6 protein-coding genes are annotated in these 18,873 nt (G+C 74.1%); all 6 read right to left on the reverse strand.

What is annotated here, in order from left to right; translation table 11 throughout:
- Positions 1-30: 30 nt before the first annotated feature.
- A complete protein-coding gene (locus AC3ERT_RS08290) occupies positions 31-13,974 on the reverse strand; it encodes a type I polyketide synthase (RefSeq protein ID WP_435173440.1) in 13,944 nt (4,647 codons plus the stop codon).
- A gap of 130 nt (positions 13,975-14,104) precedes the next feature.
- Positions 14,105-15,205, reverse strand: a complete 1,101-nt coding sequence (locus AC3ERT_RS08295) for an HAD-IIIC family phosphatase (RefSeq protein ID WP_435126780.1) — start codon at positions 15,203-15,205, stop codon at positions 14,105-14,107.
- A gap of 123 nt (positions 15,206-15,328) precedes the next feature.
- Complete coding sequence (locus AC3ERT_RS08300) at positions 15,329-16,450, reverse strand: acyl-CoA dehydrogenase family protein (protein WP_335984208.1); 1,122 nt, start codon at positions 16,448-16,450, stop codon at positions 15,329-15,331.
- Position 16,451: 1 nt separating this feature from the next.
- A complete protein-coding gene (locus AC3ERT_RS08305) occupies positions 16,452-16,733 on the reverse strand; it encodes a phosphopantetheine-binding protein (RefSeq protein ID WP_335984207.1) in 282 nt (93 codons plus the stop codon).
- Positions 16,730-17,596: a 3-hydroxyacyl-CoA dehydrogenase family protein gene (locus tag AC3ERT_RS08310; RefSeq protein WP_335984206.1), complete on the reverse strand. Its 867-nt coding sequence runs from the start codon at positions 17,594-17,596 to the stop codon at positions 16,730-16,732. The genes AC3ERT_RS08305 and AC3ERT_RS08310 overlap by 4 nt, the downstream gene beginning before the upstream one ends.
- Positions 17,597-17,669: 73 nt before the next feature.
- The coding region (locus tag AC3ERT_RS08315) for a non-ribosomal peptide synthetase (protein WP_435173442.1) at positions 17,670-18,873 on the reverse strand (1,204 nt) is incomplete at its 5' end.

Raw genomic sequence — 18,873 nt, forward strand, 5'->3', positions numbered from 1 at the left:
CTTGCTACGCACGGTGGTACGGCGACGTACTCAGAGCCCGAGCTGGTTGTCGATGAAGTCGAACATGTCGTCGTCGCTGGCCGACTGGATGCGGTCGGCGACCGAGGAACTGCCGTGGTCGCCGTCGGCCGCGGTGGTGTCCAGCGCGCCGAGCAGGTCCCTGAGCCGGGCCGTGACACGGGTCCGTACGGACTCGTCGGCCATCAGCCCGGCGAGGGACGCCTCGACCGCGTCGAGTCCCGCGTGGGCGGCGAGCGCGTCGGGTTCCTCCGGCGGGGCGCCGAGCATCTCCTCCGCGAGGAGCCCGCCGAGCGCGGCCGGGCTGGGGTGGTCGAAGACCGCGGTGGGCGGCAGGCGCAGTCCGGTGGCCTCGTTCAGCCGGTTGCGGAGTTCGACGGCGGTGAGCGAGTCGAAGCCGACGTCGCGGAAGGAGCGCTCCGGGTCCAGCCGGCCGGGCCCGGACATGCCCAGGACCCGGGCGGCCTGCGCCAGGACGAGGTCGCGCAGGGTCTCGACGGCCTCGCCGCGGCCCATCGCGGCCAGCCGCTCGGCGAACTCCTGCCGCGCCGCGGCCTGGCCGGAGACGCTGCGCCGGCCGCCGGGGGCCTGGTGGGCGGTCCCGGTGGCGCGCGGGCCGCGCACCAGTCCGGACAGCAGCGCGGGGACCTCGCCGGAGCGGTGCAGCGCGGCGAGGTCCAACTCGGCGGCCACCAGCAGCGGTTCGGACCGGCCGAGGGCGGCGTCCAGGACGGCGAGGCCGCGCGCGTCGGTGAGCGGCAGCAGCCCCTGCCGGGCCAGCCGCCGGTGCTCGGCGTCGGTGAGGCGGCCTGCCATGCCGTTCTCCCAGGGGCCCCAGGCCAGCGAGAGGGCGGGCAGGCCCTGCTGCCGGCGGTGGGCGGCCAGCGCGTCCAGGAAGGTGTTCCCGGCGGCGTAGTTGGCCTGACCGGCATTGCCGACCACGCCCGCGATGGAGGAGAACAGCACGAACGTGTCCAGCTCCAGCCCCATCTCCTGGGTCAGCTCGTGCAGGTTCCAGGCCGCGTCGACCTTCGGCCGCAGCACCGCCGCCAGCCGCTCGGGCGTGAGGGTCGCCAGCAGCGCGTCGTCCAGCACGCCGGCCGCGTGCACGACCCCCGTCAGCGGCACGCCCTTGAGCACGTCGGCGAGTTGGTAGCGGTCGCCCGCGTCGCAGGCGGCGACGGTGACCTGGACGCCGCAGCGGTCGAGGTCGGCGAGGAGCTGCGGCAGCCCGGGGGCCTCACCGCCGCTGCGGGAGACCAGCACCAGGTGCTCGACCCGCCCGGTCCGCGCGAGGTGGCGGGCCACCAGGCCGCCCAGCACACCGGAGGCACCGGTGATCAGGAGGGTGCCCGCACGGCTCCCGGCGCCGGCGGCCGGCGCTTCAGCGGCGCCGGACGCCGCGCGGGTGAGCCTTGGCACCCGGACCTGTCCGCCCCGCACCGCCCACTGCGGCTCGTCCAGCTCCACTCCGGCGCGCAGCCAGCCGGCCAGTTCGGCGTCGGGGACGGCCGTGTCGTCCACGTCCATCAGCAGAATCCGGCCGGGGTTCTCCGCCTGCGCCACCCGCACCAGGCCCCACACAGGGGCCGCCGCCACGTCCACCGGCGCCTCGGGCCCGGCGTCCACCGCGCGTTCGGTCAGCACCAGCAGCTTCGCGCCGGACAGCGCGTCCACCAACGGCCAGTCGCGCACCAGTTCCAGGACGTCGGCCGCGGTGCGGTGGGCGGCCGCGGCCACGTCCCCGGCGGCCGGGTCCGGTACGGCGCGCACCACGACGGTCCGCGGGGCCTCGGCCCCTGCCTCGACCGCCGCCACCAGAGCGGCCAGGTCCGGGTAGGCCGCCGTGCCGGGGACCTCCTCGCCGAGCACCGCCCACGGCCCCTCCCCGGCGCCGGAACCCGACGTGCCCGCGGCGGGCGTCCACTCCACCGCGTACAGGCCCTCGGGGAGTACGGCGGCGGCGGTCGCGTCGAACGGCCGCAGGACGAGCGCTCCCACCGAGGCGACCGGTGTCCCGCCGGCGTCCTCCAACGTCAAGGCGACGGTGTCCTCACGCGGGACGACACGGACGCGGGCCGCCCGGGCACCCGTCGCGTACAGCTCGACGTCCCGCCAGGCGAACGGCACCTCCAGCCCGCCGGTACGGTCCCCCGCGCCGACGATCACGTGCAGCGCCGCGTCGAGCAGTGCCGGGTGCAGGCCGAACCCGGCCACGCCCACGTCCTCCGGCAACGCGACCTCGGCGTAGAGTTCCGCGCCCTTGCGCCAGGCGCCGCGCAGCCCCTGGAACACCGGCCCGTAACCGAGGCCGTGCTCCGCCAACTGAGGGTAGACGCCGTCCAGTTCGACGGGCTCCGCGTCGGAGGGCGGCCACGGGGCCGCTTCCGCCGCTGCGGGGACCTCGCCGGGCGGGGCGAGCACGCCGCTCGCGTGCGCGGTCCACTCGCTGTCCGGCGGCGCGGCCTCGTCCTGGGCGTGGACCGTGACCGTACGGCGGCCGGTGTCGTCCGGCTCCGCCACCGTCACCTGGACCCGTACGCCGCTGTGCGCGGGCAGTACGAGTGGAGCCTCGCTCAGCAGCTCCTCGACACGGGAGCACCCCACCTCGTCACCGGCCCGCACCACCATCTCCACCAGCGCCGCACCGGGCACGACGGTCTGGCCGGCCACCGTGTGGTCCGCCAGCCACGGGTGCGACGACAGCGCCAACCGCCCAGTCAGCACCACACCACCGCTCGCCGGCAACACCACCGCCGCGCCCAGCAGGGGGTGGTGCACGGCGGACTGGCCGAGCCCGGCCGGGTCGGTGCCGGTGTCGGCGGTCGGGTTGAGCCAGTAGCGGCGGCGCTGGAACGCATACGTCGGCAGCTCCACCCGGCGGGCGCCGGTGCCCGCGTAGACCTTCTCCCAGGCCACCGGGATGCCCCGGACGAACACTTTCGCCAACGCCGTCAGCAGCGCGCGCGGTTCATCCCGGCCGCGCCGCAGAACCGGCGTCCACGACTCAACGGCGGCGTCCGCGGCCTCCGTTCGCGTCGCGGGCCCCAACGCGGACAGCACACCGTCCGGGCCCACTTCCACGAACGTCCCTACGCCGGCGGCGCGCATCGCCTCCACAGCGTCGGCGAACCGCACCGCGTCACGCACGTGCCGCACCCAGTACGAAGCGTCGGTGACCTCCTCCGACACCACACCACCGGTCAGCCCCGACACCATCACCAGGCGCGGACGCCGGCTCTCCACACTCGCGACGACCTCGCCGAACTCCGCCAACATCGGCTCCATCAACGGCGAATGAAACGCATGCGACACCCGCAACCGCCGCGTCCGAGCACCCCTCGCCGCCAACACCCCCGCCACCGCCAGCACTTCGTCCTCCACCCCCGACACCACCACCGCACGCGGACCATTCACCGCCGCAACCCCCACACCCGCAAAGCCCGCCAGCGCCTCCCGCACCTCCACCTCCGACGCCTCCACCGCCACCATCGCCCCACCCGACGGCAACCCCTGCATCAACCGACCCCGCGCCGCCACCACCCGACACGCATCCCCCAACGACCACACCCCCGCCACATAAGCCGCCGCCAACTCACCGATCGAATGACCACCCACCACCTGCGGAGCTATGCCCCACGACTCCAGCAGACGGAACAGCGCCACCTCAACCGCGAACAACCCGCACTGCGCCCACACCGTCTCGTTCACATCCCCGCCACCCAGCCAGGACGCCTCGCCCTCACCCCGTACCACCGCACCCACCGACCCACCCACCAGACCCGACAACACCCCACACACCTCATCAAACGCCTCCGCAAACACCGGAAACGCCCCATACAACCCCTGCCCCATCCCCACCCGCTGCGCACCCTGACCCGTAAACACCAACCCCAACCGACCCACACCACCAGACACACCACTGACCACACCAGGCGCCTCGGCCCCCTCCGCCACCGCGCCCAACCCCGCACACAACTCCGCCCCATCCACCCCGAGCACCACCGCACGATGCTCCAACACCGCACGCGACGACACCAACGACCACCCGACTTCCGCAGGCTCAAGGTGCGGATGCTCGGTCACCCATCCCCGCAGCCGCCCCGCCTGCCCCGCCAACCCCTCAACCGACCGACCCGACACCACCCACGGCACCACCGGCAACCCCACACCACTGGTCGGCTCTTCCTCAACCGCACCCTCGACCGGAGCCTGCTCCACGATCACGTGCGCGTTCGTACCGGAGAACCCGAAGGACGACACCCCCGCACGACGCGGCCGCCCGCCCGTCTCCGGCCACGGCACCGCCTCCGTCACCAACTCCACCGCACCCGCGTCCCACTCCACATGCGAGGACGGCACCTCGGCATGCAGCGTTGCAGGCACCACCCCGTGCTGCATCGCAGTAATCACCTTGATGATGCCCGCCACCCCCGCGGCGGCCTGTGCGTGCCCGATGTTCGACTTCACCGAACCCAACAACAACGGCCGGTCGTCCGGACGGCCCTGACCGTAGGTCGCCAACAACGCCTGCGCCTCGATCGGGTCACCCAACGCCGTCCCCGTACCGTGCCCCTCCACCACATCCACATCAGCCGACGCCAACCCCGCGTCCGCCAACGCCGCCCGGATGACCCGCTGTTGAGACGGACCGTTCGGCGCCGTCAGACCGTTCGACGCGCCATCCTGATTGACCGCACTCCCCCGCACCACCGCCAGCACCCGGTGCCCGTTGCGCCGCGCATCGGACAACCGCTCCACCACCAGCACACCGACACCCTCGCCCCAGCCGGTGCCGTCTGCCCGGTCCGCGTACGCCTTGCAGCGCCCGTCCGCAGCCAGCCCGCGCTGCCGCGAGAAGTCGATGAAGGTGCCGGGGGTGGACATCACCGTCACGCCGCCGGCCAGGGCGAGCGTGCTCTCCCCCGAGCGCAGCGACTGCGCGGCCAGGTGCAACGCCACCAGCGACGACGAGCACGCCGTGTCGATCGTCACCGCCGGACCCTCCAGGCCCAGCGAGTACGCCACCCGGCCGGATGCCACGGAGCCTGTGCTGCCGGTACCCAGGTAGCCTTCGACCTCCTGCGGGACCGCGTGCCAGGGCAGGTAGTCGTGGTAGAAGAGCCCCGCGAACACGCCGGTGGCGCTGCCCCGCAGGCCGGTCGGGTCGATGCCCGCGTCCTCCAGCGCCTCCCACGACGTCTCCAGCAGCAGCCGCTGCTGCGGGTCCATCGCGACCGCTTCCCGCGGGCTGACGCCGAAGAACTCCGCGTCGAAGTCCGCGGCGCCGTAGAGGAACCCGCCCTCGCCCGAGACGGACTTGCCCAGGGCGTCCGGGTCGGGGTCCACCAGGTCCGTCGGCCAGCCGCGGTCCGCGGGGAAGGGGCCGATGCCGTCGCCGCGCGCCTCCAGCAGCCGCCACAGGTCGCCGGGCGAGGCCACCCCGCCCGGGAACCGGCACGCCATCCCGACGATGACGGCGGGATCGTCCTCCGCGGGCACGGCGCGGGTCACCGCGCCGGACGTGTTCGGGTAGGCAGCCGTGACCTTGCCGTCCCCGCCGTCCCCGCCGCCCTCTTCGTCCTCGCCGAGCAACTCCGCCCGTACGCGGTGGGCCAGTGCGGCCGGGGTGGGGTGGTCGAAGACCGCGGTGGCCGGCAGCCGCAGGCCGGTCGCGGTGTTCAACCGGTTGCGCAGTTCGACGGAGGTCAGCGAGTCGAAGCCGACGTCGCGGAACGAGCGCCGGGTGTCGACGGCCTCGGGGCCGGCCATCCCCAGCACCAGCGCGGCCTGGGTGGCGACGATCCGGAGGACGGCCTCGGTCCGCTCGTCGGGGCCGAGTCCGGCGAGCCGTGCGGCCAGCGCGCTCCGGCCGCCGGCGGCCAGGGCGGCGGCGGTGCGACGGGTGGGGGCAAGGCCGTGGCGCGTCTGCGGCAGCAGGCCGGCCAGCAACGGCGGGACCTCGCCCGCGCCCCGCAGCGCGGCCAGGTCCAGTGCGGCGGCGACCAGCAAGGCGTGACCGGTGCGGGGCGCGCCGTCCAGGAGGGTCAGGCCGTCCGGCGCGGACAGCGGGCGCAGCCCCTGCCGGGCCATCCGGAGCCGGTCCACGTCGCTCAGCGCGCCGGCCATCCCGTCCTCCCACGGGCCCCAGGCCAGCGACACCGCGGGCAGGCCCTGCCGGTGCCGGTACGCGGCCAGTGCGTCCAGGAAGGTGTTGCCCGCCGCGTAGTTGGCCTGCCCGGCGTTGCCGAGCACGCCCGCGATCGAGGAGAACAGCACGAAGGTGTCGAGGTCCAGGTCGCGGGTCAGCTCGTGCAGGTTCCAGGCCGCGTCCACCTTCGGCCGCAGGACCGACTCCAGCCGGTCCGGGGTCAGTGCGGACACCAGCCCGTCGTCCAGTACCCCGGCGGCGTGCACCACCCCGGTCAGCGGCAGGCCGTGCAGGACCTCGGCGAGGCGGTCGCGGTCCGCCGCGTCGCATGCGGCGACGGTGGTCCGCGCGCCCGCCTCATGGAGGGCGGAGACGAGGTCGGACATGCCGGGGGCGTCGCCGCCGCGGCGGGAGAGCAGCACCAGGTGCTCGGCCTGACCGCTCTCCGCGAGGTGCCGGGCGACCAGCCGGCCCAGCGCGCCGGAGGCGCCGGTCACGAGCACGGTGCCCGGGCGGCTGCGCTCCGCTTCGGCGGGCGGCAGCGCGGCCGCCGTACGGGCAAGCCGCGGCACGCGTGTCCGGCCGTCCCGCACCGCGCACTGCGGGAGTTCCAGGGCCGCGGCGGTCCGCAGGGCCTCGACCGTCGCCCCGCCGGTGGCCTCGTCGACGTCCGCCAGCAGTATCCGGCCCGGGTGCTCCGTCTGCGCGACCCGCACCAGGCCCCAAACCGTGGCGGCGGCGAGGTCCACGGGTACCTCGGGCCCCGCGTCCACCGCGCGCCGGGTGACCAGCAGCAGCCGGGCGCCGGACAGCGCGTCGGCCGCCAGCCACTGCCGCACCAGCGCCAGGGCGTCCGCGGCGGCGCGGCGGGCGGTCTGGGCCGTGCCCTCGTCCTGGGGCTCAACTGCCGCCCGGGCCAGGGCCACGACGGTCTCCGGGACCTGCGCGCCTGCGGCGACGGCCGCCGCCAGCGCCGCGACATCGGGGTACGCGGCGGCTTCCGGCAGCGCGGGTACGGCGTCCGCGCCGCCGATCACCGCCCAGCGCCCACCGGCCGGTTCCGGGGCCTGGTCAGGAAGGCTCGCGGGCGCCCACTCGACGCCGTACAGCCCGTGGTCCGTTGCGGGGGCGGGGGCGAGGGCGGGGGCCTTGAACGGGCGCAGGGTGACACCGCCGACGCGGGCGATCAGGGTTCCGTCGCTGTCCGCCAGGGTCAGGGCGTCCCCTTCGCCGTCGGCCTCCGGTGCGATCCGGACGCGGGCCGCCCTGGCACCCGTCGCGTACAGCTCGACGTCCCGCCAGGCGAACGGCACCTCCAGCCCGGCGGTACGGTTCCCCGCGCCGACGATCGCGTGCAGCGCGGAGTCGAGCAGCGCCGGGTGCAGGCCGAACCCGGCCGTGCTCACGTCCTCCGGCAACGCGATCTTGGCGTAGAGTTCCGCGCCCTTGCGCCAGGCGCCGCGCAGCCCCTGGAACACCGGCCCGTAGCTCAGGCCGCGCGCCGCCAACTCCGGGTAGAGGGACTCCAGTTCGACGGGCTCGGCGTCGGACGGCGGCCACGGAGCCGCTTCCCCTGCCGCGGGGATCTCACCGGAGCGGGCGAGCACGCCGCTCGCGAGCCGGGTCCACTCGCCCTCGGCCGGGGCAGCCTCGTCCTGTGCGTGGACCGTGACGGTACGGCGTCCGGTGTCGTCCGGCTCCGCCACCGTCACCTGGACCCGTACCCCGCTGTGCGCGGGCAGCACGAGCGGGGCTTCGCTCAGCAGCTCCTCGACACGGGAGCACCCCACCTCGTCACCGGCCCGCACCACCATCTCCACCAGCGCCGCACCCGGCACGACCGTCCGACCGGCCACCGCGTGATCGGCCAGCCACGGCTGCGACGACAGCGCCAACCGCCCGGTCAGCACCACACCACCGCTCGCCGGCAACACCACCGACGCACCCAGCAGCGCGTGCCCGGGACCCGCCAACCCGAGGTCCTCGGCGCGGCTGCTGGTGGCCGGGTTCAGCCAGTAGCGGCGACGCTGGAACGCATACGTCGGCAGGTCCACCCGACGCGCGCCCGTCCCCGCGTAGACCTTCTCCCAGGCCACCGGGACCCCGCGGACGAACACCTTCGCCAACGCCGTCAGCAGCGCCCGCGGTTCATCCCGGCCGCGCCGCAGAACCGGCGTCCACGACTCCACCACGTCGGAGTCGTCCGCGTCTTCCGTTCGCGTCAGCGGCCCGAGACCCGACAACACACCATCGGGACCGACCTCGACAAACGTCCCTACTCCGGCGGCGCGCATCGCCTCCACCGCGTCCGCGAACCGCACGCCGTCACGCACATGCCGCACCCAGTAGGAGGCGTCGGTGACCTCCTCCGACACCACACCACCCGTCAGCCCCGACACCATCACCAGGCGCGGACGCCGGCTCTCCACACTCGCGACGACCTCGCCGAACTCCGCCAACATCGGCTCCATCAACGGCGAATGAAACGCATGCGACACCCGCAACCGCCGCGTCCGCGCACCCCTCGCCGCCAACACCCCCGCGACCGCCAGCACTTCGTCCTCCACCCCCGACACCACCACCGCACGCGGACCATTCACCGCCGCAACCCCCACACCGGCACGGCCCGCCAGGGCTTCAAGCACCTCCACCTCCGACGCCTCCACCGCCACCATCGCCCCACCCGACGGCAACCCCTGCATCAACCGACCCCGCGCCGCCACCACCCGACACGCATCCCCCAACGACCACACCCCCGCCACATAAGCCGCCGCCAACTCACCGATCGAATGACCGCCGACGACCTGCGGGACCACACCCCACGACTCCAACAGACGGAACAACGCCACCTCAACCGCGAACAACCCGCACTGCGCCCACACCGTCTCATTCACATCACCCCCACCCAGCCACGATTCCTCGCCCTCACCCCGCACCACCGCACCCACCGACCCACCCACCAGACCCGACAACACCCCACACACCTCATCAAACGCCTCCGCAAACACCGGAAACGCCCCATACAACCCCTGACCCATCCCCACCCGCTGCGCACCCTGACCCGTAAACACCAACCCCAACCGACCCACACCACCAGACACACCACTGACCACACCAGGCCCCTCGGCCCCCTCCGCCAACGCGCCCAACCCTGCACACAACTCCGCCCCGTCCACCCCGAGCACCACCGCACGGTGCTCCAACACCGCACGCGACGACACCAACGACCACCCCACATCCACCACATCGGCCCGCCCGCGCCCCTCCCCCACAAACTCCAACAACCGCCCCACCTGACCCGCCAACCCCTCAACCGACCGACCCGACACCACCCACGGCACCACCGGCAACCCCACCCCACCAGACGGCGCAGCCTCCACCGCGGCCTCGGCCGGAGCCTGCTCCACGATCACGTGCGCGTTCGTACCGGAGATGCCGAACGAGGAGACGCCAGCGCGCCGAGGGCGGTCCGCCGACTCCGGCCACGGCACGGAGTCGGTCGCGAGACGCACCGCGCCCGCGTCCCAATCCACATGCGAGGACGGGGTGTCGGCGTGCAGGGTCCGCGGGACCAGCCCGTGCCGGAGCGCTAGGACGAGCTTGATCACGCCCGCCACGCCCGCCGCCGACTGCGTGTGCCCGATGTTCGACTTCACGGAACCCAACAGCAACGGCCGGTCGTCCGGACGGTCCTGACCGTAGGCCGCCAGCAGCGCCTGCGCCTCGATCGGGTCACCCAACGCCGTACCGGTGCCGTGCCCCTCCACCACGTCCACATCGGCCGACGTGAGGCCCGCGTCCGCCAACGCCGCCCGGATGACGCGCTGTTGAGACGGGCCGTTGGGCGCCGTCAGACCGTTCGACGCGCCATCCTGATTGACCGCACTCCCCCGCACCACCGCCAGCACGTGGTGCCCGTTCCGCCGCGCGTCCGACAACCGCTCGAGGACCAGGAGGCCGGCGCCTTCGGCCATGCCCATGCCGTCGGCCTGGTCCCCGTACGCCTTGCAGCGCCCGTCGGCGGCCAGTCCCCGCTGACGGCGGAACCAGTTCAGCCAGGACGTGGTGGCGTGCACGGTGACGCCCCCGGCGAGGGCCAGCGTGCACTCGCCGGAGCGCAGGGACCGGGCGGCCAGGTGCAGCGCCACCAGGGAGGACGAGCACGCCGTGTCCACCGTCAGGGCGGGGCCTTCGAGGCCCAAGGTGTAGGCGACCCGGCCGGATATCACGCTCGGTGTGACGCCCGGCTGGAGGTGGCCTTCGAGTTCCTCGGGCGCGTCGGCGCCGTACCCGGACGCGGAGGCACCCGCGAAAACGCCGGTCGCAGTGCCCCGCAACGCGGACGGGTCGATGCCCGCGCGCTCCAGGGCCTCCCAGGACAGTTCGAGCAGCAGCCGCTGCTGCGGGTCCATGGCCAGCGCCTCACGCGGGCTGATCCCGAAGAACTCCGCGTCGAACTCGGCGGCCGCGGTGAGGAATCCGCCGCCGCGGGTGGCGGACGCGAGGGAGCGGTCCTCGGACGAACCGGGCGGCGGGGCGAGGTCCCAGCCGCGGTCGCCGGGGAGTTCCCCGACCGCGTCGCCGCCGGCGGCCAGCAGGTCCCACAGCTGCTCGGGAGTGCTGACGTCACCGGGCAGGCGGCAGCTCATCGCCACGATCGCGATCGGCTCGTCGGTCCCGGTCCCGGTCCGGGTCGGGCCGGGGTCAGCGGGACCGTCCGCACCGCTGCCGCCCAGCGCCTCTCCGCGCAGGAACGCCGAGAGCAGGAGCGGCGTCGGGTGGTCGTAGATCAGCGTGGTGGGCAGCCGGAGCGCCGCCGCGCCGCTCAGCCGGTTGCGCAGGTCGACGCCGGTGACGGAGTCGAAGCCCAGCTCCTTGAACGTGCGCGCCGGGTCGAGGGCGTCGGGCGAGCCGTGTCCCAGCACCGCGGCGGCCTGGTTCCTGACCAGGTCCAGGACGAACTGCTCCTGTTGGGGCCGGGGCCGCCCGGCGAGCTGCCCGCGCAGGCCGTCGGGCGCGGGGTCGGCGACGGGGTGGGCGTCGAGCCCGGTCGGGGGGAGTTCGGCCGCGGGCGAGGACGGCTCGGCGTCGAGCCAGTAGCGTTCGTGCTGGAAAGCGTAGGTCGGCAGCTCGACCATGTCGCCGGCGGGCAGCACCGACGTCCAGTCCACGCCGGCGCCGTGGACGTACGCCTCAGCCAGCGAGGTCAGCAGCCGTACGGCGCCGCCCTCGTCCCGCCGCAACGTCGCACACACCGCGCCCGGCACCACCCCCGGGCCCGCTTCCCGTGCGACCTCTTCGAGGGTGTCGTTCATGGCACCCATCAAGACGGGATGCGGGGTCACTTCTACGAAGAGCTGGTGGCCGCGGCCCGCCAACGTCCGCACGGCGCGGTCGAAGTGGACCGTCGCGCGGAGGCTGCGGAACCAGTAACCAGCGTCCAACTCCTCGCCGGTCAGGGTCTCCCCGGTCATCGCGGACACCATCGGAACCCGGCCCCGACGGGGGGTGATCCCGGCCAGGACCGAGGTGATCTCGTCCTCCAGGCGGTCCACCTGCGCCGAGTGGGACGCGTAGTCCACCGCCACCATCCGGGCACGGGTGCCCTCGGCCTCGAACTCCGCCTTCAACTCCTCCAGAGCTGCGGGCTCACCCGACACCACCACCGCCGAAGGCCCATTGACCGCCGCCAGAGCCACGCTCTCCCCGAACCGGACCAACCGCTCCTCGACCTCGCCCGCGGACCGGCTCACCGACAGCATCCCGCCCGCACCCGCCAACACCTTCAACGACTGCGACCGCAACGCCACCACCCGCGCACCGTCCTCCAACGACAGCATCCCCGCCACCGTCGCCGCCGCGATCTCACCCTGCGAATGCCCCACGACAGCCTCGGGCGCGACCCCGGCGGCTTCCCAGACCGCGGCCAGCGACACCATCACCGCCCACAACGCCGGCTGCACCACATCAGCCGCCTCAAGCGCCGGAGCACCCTCCGCACCCGCCAACACGTCATGCAGCGACCACTCCACATACGGCGCCAACGCCACCGCACACTCCGCAAGGCGCGCCGCGAACACCGGCGACACACCCGCCAATTCACGCCCCATCCCCACCCACTGCGACCCCTGACCCGCGAACGCGAACACCGGACGCGCCGCCGAACGGGCCCGGCCAGAGGCGACCGCGCCTGCCGGGACACCCGCGGCAAGGCTCTCCAACCCGCCCACCAACGCGGCCCGGTCACCACCGACCACCACCGCCCGGTGCTCGAACACCGACCGGCTCGCCGCCAACGACCACGCCACATCCGCCGGTTCGAGACCCGGACGCCCGTCGACCCACTCCCGCAACCGCTCCGCCTGCGCGGCCAACCCCGCCGCAGAACGAGCGCTGACGACCCACGCCCGCGCACCGGAGACGACCCGCGGCGCAGCGGGCGCGTTGCCTTCGTCCGCCGGGCCCGTGGTCGCCGGGGCCTCCTCCAGCACCACGTGGACGTTGGTGCCGCCGAGGCCGAAGCCGGAGACAGCGGCGCGGCGGGTGCGGGAGCCGGCCGGCCACGGGACCGGCGCGGTGAGCAGCCGCACCCCGCCGGACGCCCAGTCCACGCGGGGCGTCGGTTCGTCGGCGTGGAGCGTCGCGGGGAGTTCGCCGTGCCGTAGGGCGAGCACGGTCTTGATGACGCCGGCGACTCCGGCCGCGGCCTGCGCGTGGCCGATGTTGGACTTGACCGACCCCAGCCACAGCGGCCGCCCCTCGGGACGGTCCTGCCCGTAGGTCGCCAGCAGCGCCTGCGCCTCGATCGGGTCGCCCAACCTGGTGCCCGTGCCGTGCGCTTCGACGGCGTCCACGTCGGCGGGGGTGAGGCGCGCGTCGGCCAGGGCGCGGCGGATGACGGCCTGCTGGGCGGTGCCGTTGGGGACGGTCAGGCCCTCGCCGGTGCCGTCGGAGTTGATGGCGGAGCCGCGCAGCACGGCCAGCACGGTGTGGCCGTTGCGCCGCGCGTCCGACAGCCGCTCCAGGACGAGTACGCCGACGCCTTCGGACCACACGGTGCCGTCGGCGGCGGCGGAGAAGGGGCGGCACACGCCGTCGGCGGACAGGGCGCGCAGTCCGCTGAACGCGACGAAGTTCTGCGGGGTGGACATCACGGACACGCCGCCGGCCAGTGCCATCGCGCAGTCGCCGGTCCGCAGGGCCTGGGCGGCGAGGTGGAGGGCGACCAGGGAGCTGGAGGCGGAGGTGTCGACGGTGAGTGAGGGGCCGTGCAGGCCGAGGAGGTAGGAGAGGCGGCCGGACATGACGCCGGGCGAGGTGCCGGTGAACAGGTGGCCCTTGGCGGTGCCGGGTGCGCTGCGCAGGCGGGGGCCGTACTCCCTGGGTTCGGCGCCGACGAACACGCCGGTGCGGGAGCCGCGGAGGTCGGCCGGGAGGAGGGCGGCGCTTTCCAGTGCCTCCCAGGAGACCTCCAGCAGCAGGCGCTGCTGCGGGTCCATGGCCTGTGCCTCGCGCGGGGGGATGCCGAAGAAGCCCGCGTCGAAGCCGGCGATGTCGTCGAGGAACCCGCCGCGGGTGAGGTAGGTGGTGCCGGTGCCGTCCGGGTCCTGGTCGAAGAGGGTGTCGGTGTGCCAGTTCCGGTCCGCGGGGAAGCCGGAGAGTGCCTGTCCGCCGTCGGCCAGCAGCTGCCACAGGTCCTCGGGTGAACGGACGCGGCCGGGATAGCGGCAGCCCATACCGACGATCGCCAGCGGCTCCGGGTCGGATGCGGCGGTGTCCTTCAGGACCGGCTCGGTCTCGTTCACAAGTCCCTCGGTATTCCGGAAGTCGGCTACGGTGCCTGCCCGCCGGTCTTCCGGCCGCGGTGGCGGCCGGAGGACCTGGGGGCTGCGACGGGGAGGAGGCGGGGCGGGAGGGCGTGCGGGGCGGTGGGCGTCAGCCGACCGGGTCCTTCTCGCCTGCCGCGGCGGCCAGTTCGGGGGCGGTGAGCCGCATCGTGGTCGGGGCGTCGCGGCGCTCGGCGTGCAGGTGGAGCTGCTGGACGCCCTCCGCGGCGGGTTCGCCGAGCACGGCGAGGCAGGCGCAGGGGTCGTCGGCGAAGCCGGCGAAGCGGTAGGCGATGTCCATCATGCGGTTGCGGTCGGTGCGCCGGAAGTCGGCGGCGAGGTGGACGCCGGCCCGGGCGGCCTGGTCGATGAGCCAGTTGAGGATGACCGCGCCGGCGCCGAAGCTGACCACCCGGCAGGAGGTGGCGAGCAGCTTGAGGTGCCACAGTTCGGGGTGGCGCTCCAGCAGGAGTACGCCGACCGCGCCGTGCGGGCCGAAGCGGTCGGTGAGGGTGACGGTGAGCACCTCGTGGTCGGGGTCGGCCAGCAGGGCGCGCAGTGCGGCGTCGGAGTAGTGGACGCCGGTGGCGTTCATCTGGCTGGTGCGCAGGGTGAGTTCCTCGACGCGGGAGATGTCCTCCTGGTCGGCGCGCTTGATCTCCATGACCAGGTCGAGGCTGCGCAGGAAGTCCTCGTCGGGGCCCTTGAAGGTCTCCTTCTCGGCTTCCCGGCGGGCGCCGGCCTGGTACATCTCGCGGCGGCGGCGGGAGTCGACGGTGATGGTCTCCGGGCTGAACTCGGGCCGTCCGGGGAGTGAGGTGGCCTGGTCGGCGGGGTAGCAGCGGACGTCGGGGGCGGCGTAGGTGACCTCGGCGCGCTCGGCGGGCTGGTCGTCGATGAACGCGATGGTCTTCTCGGCGAAGTTGAGGCGTTCGGCGATCTCGCGGACCGCGTCGGACTTGGGGCCCCAGCCGATCCGCGGGTGCACGAAGTACTCGGCCAGGCCCAGTTCCTCCAGCCGCTTCCAGGCCAGGTCGTGGTCGTTCTTGCTGGACACCGAGTGCAGGATGCCGCGGGAGTCCAGTTCGACCAGGGTGTCGAGGATGCCTGGGAACGGTTCGACGCTCGGGTCCTCCAGCAGGGTGCCGTCCCAGACGGTGTTGTCCAGGTCCCAGACCAGGCACTTCACGAGGGTGGGCTTGTCGGCCACGGGTTCTCCTACGGGCTTGGCTCGCGTCGGGGTGTCGCGCACCCGCGGACGCGAGCCGAGGGTGGTAACGGGCGGGCGCGGACGGCGGTACGTGCGCGGGGTGGGGCGGGGCCGGGCGGGTGCTCAGCCGGTCTTCGTGGTGGAAAGGACGTGGTCGGCGAGGATCAGCCGGCAGATCTCGTTGCTGCCCTCGATCAGTTCCATGAGCTTGGCGTCTCGGAAGGCGCGGGCCACCACGTGGCCGTCGGAGGCGCCGGTGGAGCCAAGCAGTTGGACGGCGGTGGCGGCGGCGCGTGCGGCGTGTTCGGCGCTGACGTGCTTGGCGAGGACGGCCATGGTGCCCATGTCGGGGGCGGCGGCGTCCCACTGCCGGCTGGCGTGCTCGCAGGCGCGCAGGGCGACCTGTTCGGCGACGAGCATGTCGGCGAGGTGGCCGCGGACCAGTTGGTGCTCGGCGAGTGCCACGTCGCCCTGGTGCCGCTGCTGCACGTGGCGGCCGGCGGCGGCCAGGCAGGCCCGCAGGATGCCGACGCAGCCCCAGCCGATGGACATCCGCCCGTAGGACAGCGCGGTGGTGAACAGCATCGACAGCGGCTGTCCGCCGCCGCCGAGGATGTGCGAGGCGGGCAGCCGGACCTGGTCGAGGCGGATGTCGGCGTGGCCGGCGGCGCGGCAGCCCATCGGGTGCGGGACCGGGTCGATGTGGACGCCGGGGGCGTCGACGGGGACGACGGCGGCGGCCGCGCCGTCGCTGTCGCCGTAGCGGCCGACGATCAGCACGAAGTCGGCGTAACGGGTGCCGGTGACCCACTTCTTCGCGCCGTCGACGACGAACCCGTCGCCGTCGGCCTTGATCCTGGTCCGCATGGCCGCCAGGTCGCTGCCGGCGCCCGGTTCGCTGAAGCCGACCGCGGTGAGTTTCCCGCCGGTCAGTTCGGCCAGCAGGGCGCGCCGCTGCTCGCGGTCGCCGAAGCGCTGGACGGTCCAGGCGACGATGCCCTGGGAGGTCATCACGGACCGCAGGGAGCTGCACAGGCTGCCGACGTGGGCGGTGAACTCGCCGTTGTCGGCGCTGCTCAGGCCCAGGCCGCCGAAGCGGGTGGGGACCTGGGCGCAGAGCAGGCCGCGGCTGCCCAGGGTGCGCAGCACGTCGACGGGCAGTTCGCCGGCGACGTCCCAGCCGGCCGCCCGGTCACCCACGAGGCTGGTGACCAGGGCCTGCTCGTCGGTCAGGGTCGCGGGCATCTCAGTCCGTCTCCGCGCTGCCCTGCAGGCGCAGCACCAGGTCCGTCATGCTCTGCACGGTGCGGAAGTTGTCCAGCTTGAGGTCGCCGCCGACGATGGCGATGTCGTACGCCTCCTCGAGGTGGACGACGAGTTGCATGGCGAACATGGAGGAGACCAGGCCGGAGGAGAACAGGTCCTGGTCGAGTTCGACGGTGGTCTGGATGCGCTCGGAGAGGAAGTCGAGGAGCTCCTTGTGGAGGGTCTCGGCGGTGAGCGTGGTGGTTTCGCGTTCGGTGGTCATGACGCGACCTTTCCGTAGTCGTAGAAGCCGCGGCCGGTCTTCCGGCCGAGGTCGCCGTCGCGCACCTTGGCGAGCAGCAGGTCACAGGGGCGGCAGCTCTCGTCGCCGCGGCGCTCGTAGAGCACGTTGAGGGAGTCGACGAGGTTCTCCAGGCCGATGAGGTCGCCGGTGCGCAGCGGGCCGGTGGAGTGGCCGAGGCAGCCTTCCAGCAGGCGGTCGACGGTCTCGACGGACGCCACGCCTTCCTGGACGAGCATGGCCGCGGTGTTGATCAGCGGGTGCAGCAGGCGGTTGATCACGAAGCCGGCGGAGTCCTCGATGACGAGGGACTCCCGGCCGAGCAGCGCGAGCAGGTCGGTGGCGCGTTCCAGGACGGCGGGGGAGGTCCGCGGGCCGCGGATGACCTCCACCATCTTGATCATGTACGAGGGGTTCATGAAGTGCACGCCGAGCAGGTCCTCGGGGCGCGCGGTCCACTCGGCCATCTCGTCGATGGGGATGCAGGAGGTGTTGGAGATCAGGGTGGTGCCGGGCGCGACGAGTTTGGAGGCGGCGCTGAGCACCTCCTTCTTGACGTCGGCGACCTCGGTGACGGCCTCGACGACGGTGTGGGCATCCACGATGTCGTCGAGCGACGCGGTGGTGGTGAGGGTGCCCTGCGGGCGGCCCTCGGGCAGGACGCCCATCAGCTGGGCGTGCCGCAGCTTCTGCCGTACGGTGCCGCGGGCCCGGTCGAGCGCGGTCTCGTCCACCTCGACCAGGACGACGTCGACGCCGTGGCCGAGGGCCAGTGCCGAGATGTTCGTGCCCATCACGCCGGCGCCGACGACGGCGAGCCGGTGCTCATCGAAAGCTGTGCTCATGGTCTCTTCCCTGGGGTCGGTGGGCCCGGTTCCGGCCGGCCGGTGCCGGGTCCGGCGGCCCGCTGGTTCCGGGTCATCCGCGTACCCTCGCGGCGAGGGCTGCGGGGGTCGGGTGGTCGAACACGTCGCGCAGTTGGAGCGCGGTGCCGGTGAGGTCCTCGACCTTCTGTGTCAGCACGGCGGCGAGCAGCGAGTGGCCGCCGGCGTCGAAGAAGTGGGTGTGCGCGGTGGCGTCGGCGTCGGCGCCCAGGAGTTCCCGGTAGATGCCGACGAGGTCGGCGACGAGCGGGTCGTCGGCCGCGGCGCCTTCGGCGGGTTCGGTGGCGGTAGCCGCGCCGGGTGCGGTGCGGGGGTGCCAGGTGAGGGTGGCGTCCGGCTGCCACTGGGCGGTCCGGCCGGTGCGGTGGCGCGGTTCGCCGGCTTCGCCGGGGGCTGTTCCGGCGCGTACGAGGCACAGTTCGCCGCGTACGCCGACGGGCAGTTCGCGTCCGTCGGGGGCGGCGACGAAGGCCCGGGTGCCGGCGACCGGCCGGCCGCCGCGGGTGCCGTCGGGGGTGGTGACCCGGCCCAGCAGGGCCCAGCCGGCGCTCTGCGGGGTGCTGTAGCCGGTGTACAGCCGGCAGTCCGCGGCGAGGAGTTCCTGCACGGCCCGGGGGGACAGGTCGTCGCCCGCGGCGAGCACGGTCAGGCCGGGCAGCCGGCCGCCCAGGTCCTCCAGCAGGGCGGGCGGGGTGCCCGGGGGGACGACGAGGACGCCGGCCGTGTGCTGCTGGGCGACCGCGTGCAGGGCGTCGGCGTCGCCGCGGGCCTGCTCGGGGGCGGTGACGAGGCGGCCGCCGGTGGTCAGGGCCAGCGCGGTGTCCAGGAGCGCTTCCGCGGTGCCGGGGCGGGCGAGGCTGAGCACGCAGGTGCCGGGCCGGACGCCGAGTTCGCGGGCGAGGTCGGCGGCGGTGGCGGCGAGGGCCGCGTGGCTCAGGGCGGTGCCGGCCGGGCGCCCGGCGTCCTCGTCGGCGGGCAGCAGGCCGGCGGTGGTGTCCGGGGCGGGTGCCGCGCCGGACGCGTCGCCGGGTGCGGTGGACTTCCCGGCGGCGGGCGCGGGCAGCGGAAGGACCGGGGGCGGGTCCGCGTCGGCGGGCAGGTGCAGCCCCGGCCCGGTGACGACGGCCTTCGCGCCGGCCTGCCGGGCCCGTCGCGCGAGCAGCGCCGGGTCCTCGGCGGGGTCGAGGGGCAGGCAGACCGCGCCGGCCCGCCAGCAGCCGAGCGCGGCGGGGGGCGCG

Source organism: Actinacidiphila sp. bgisy145 (assembly GCF_057708125.1).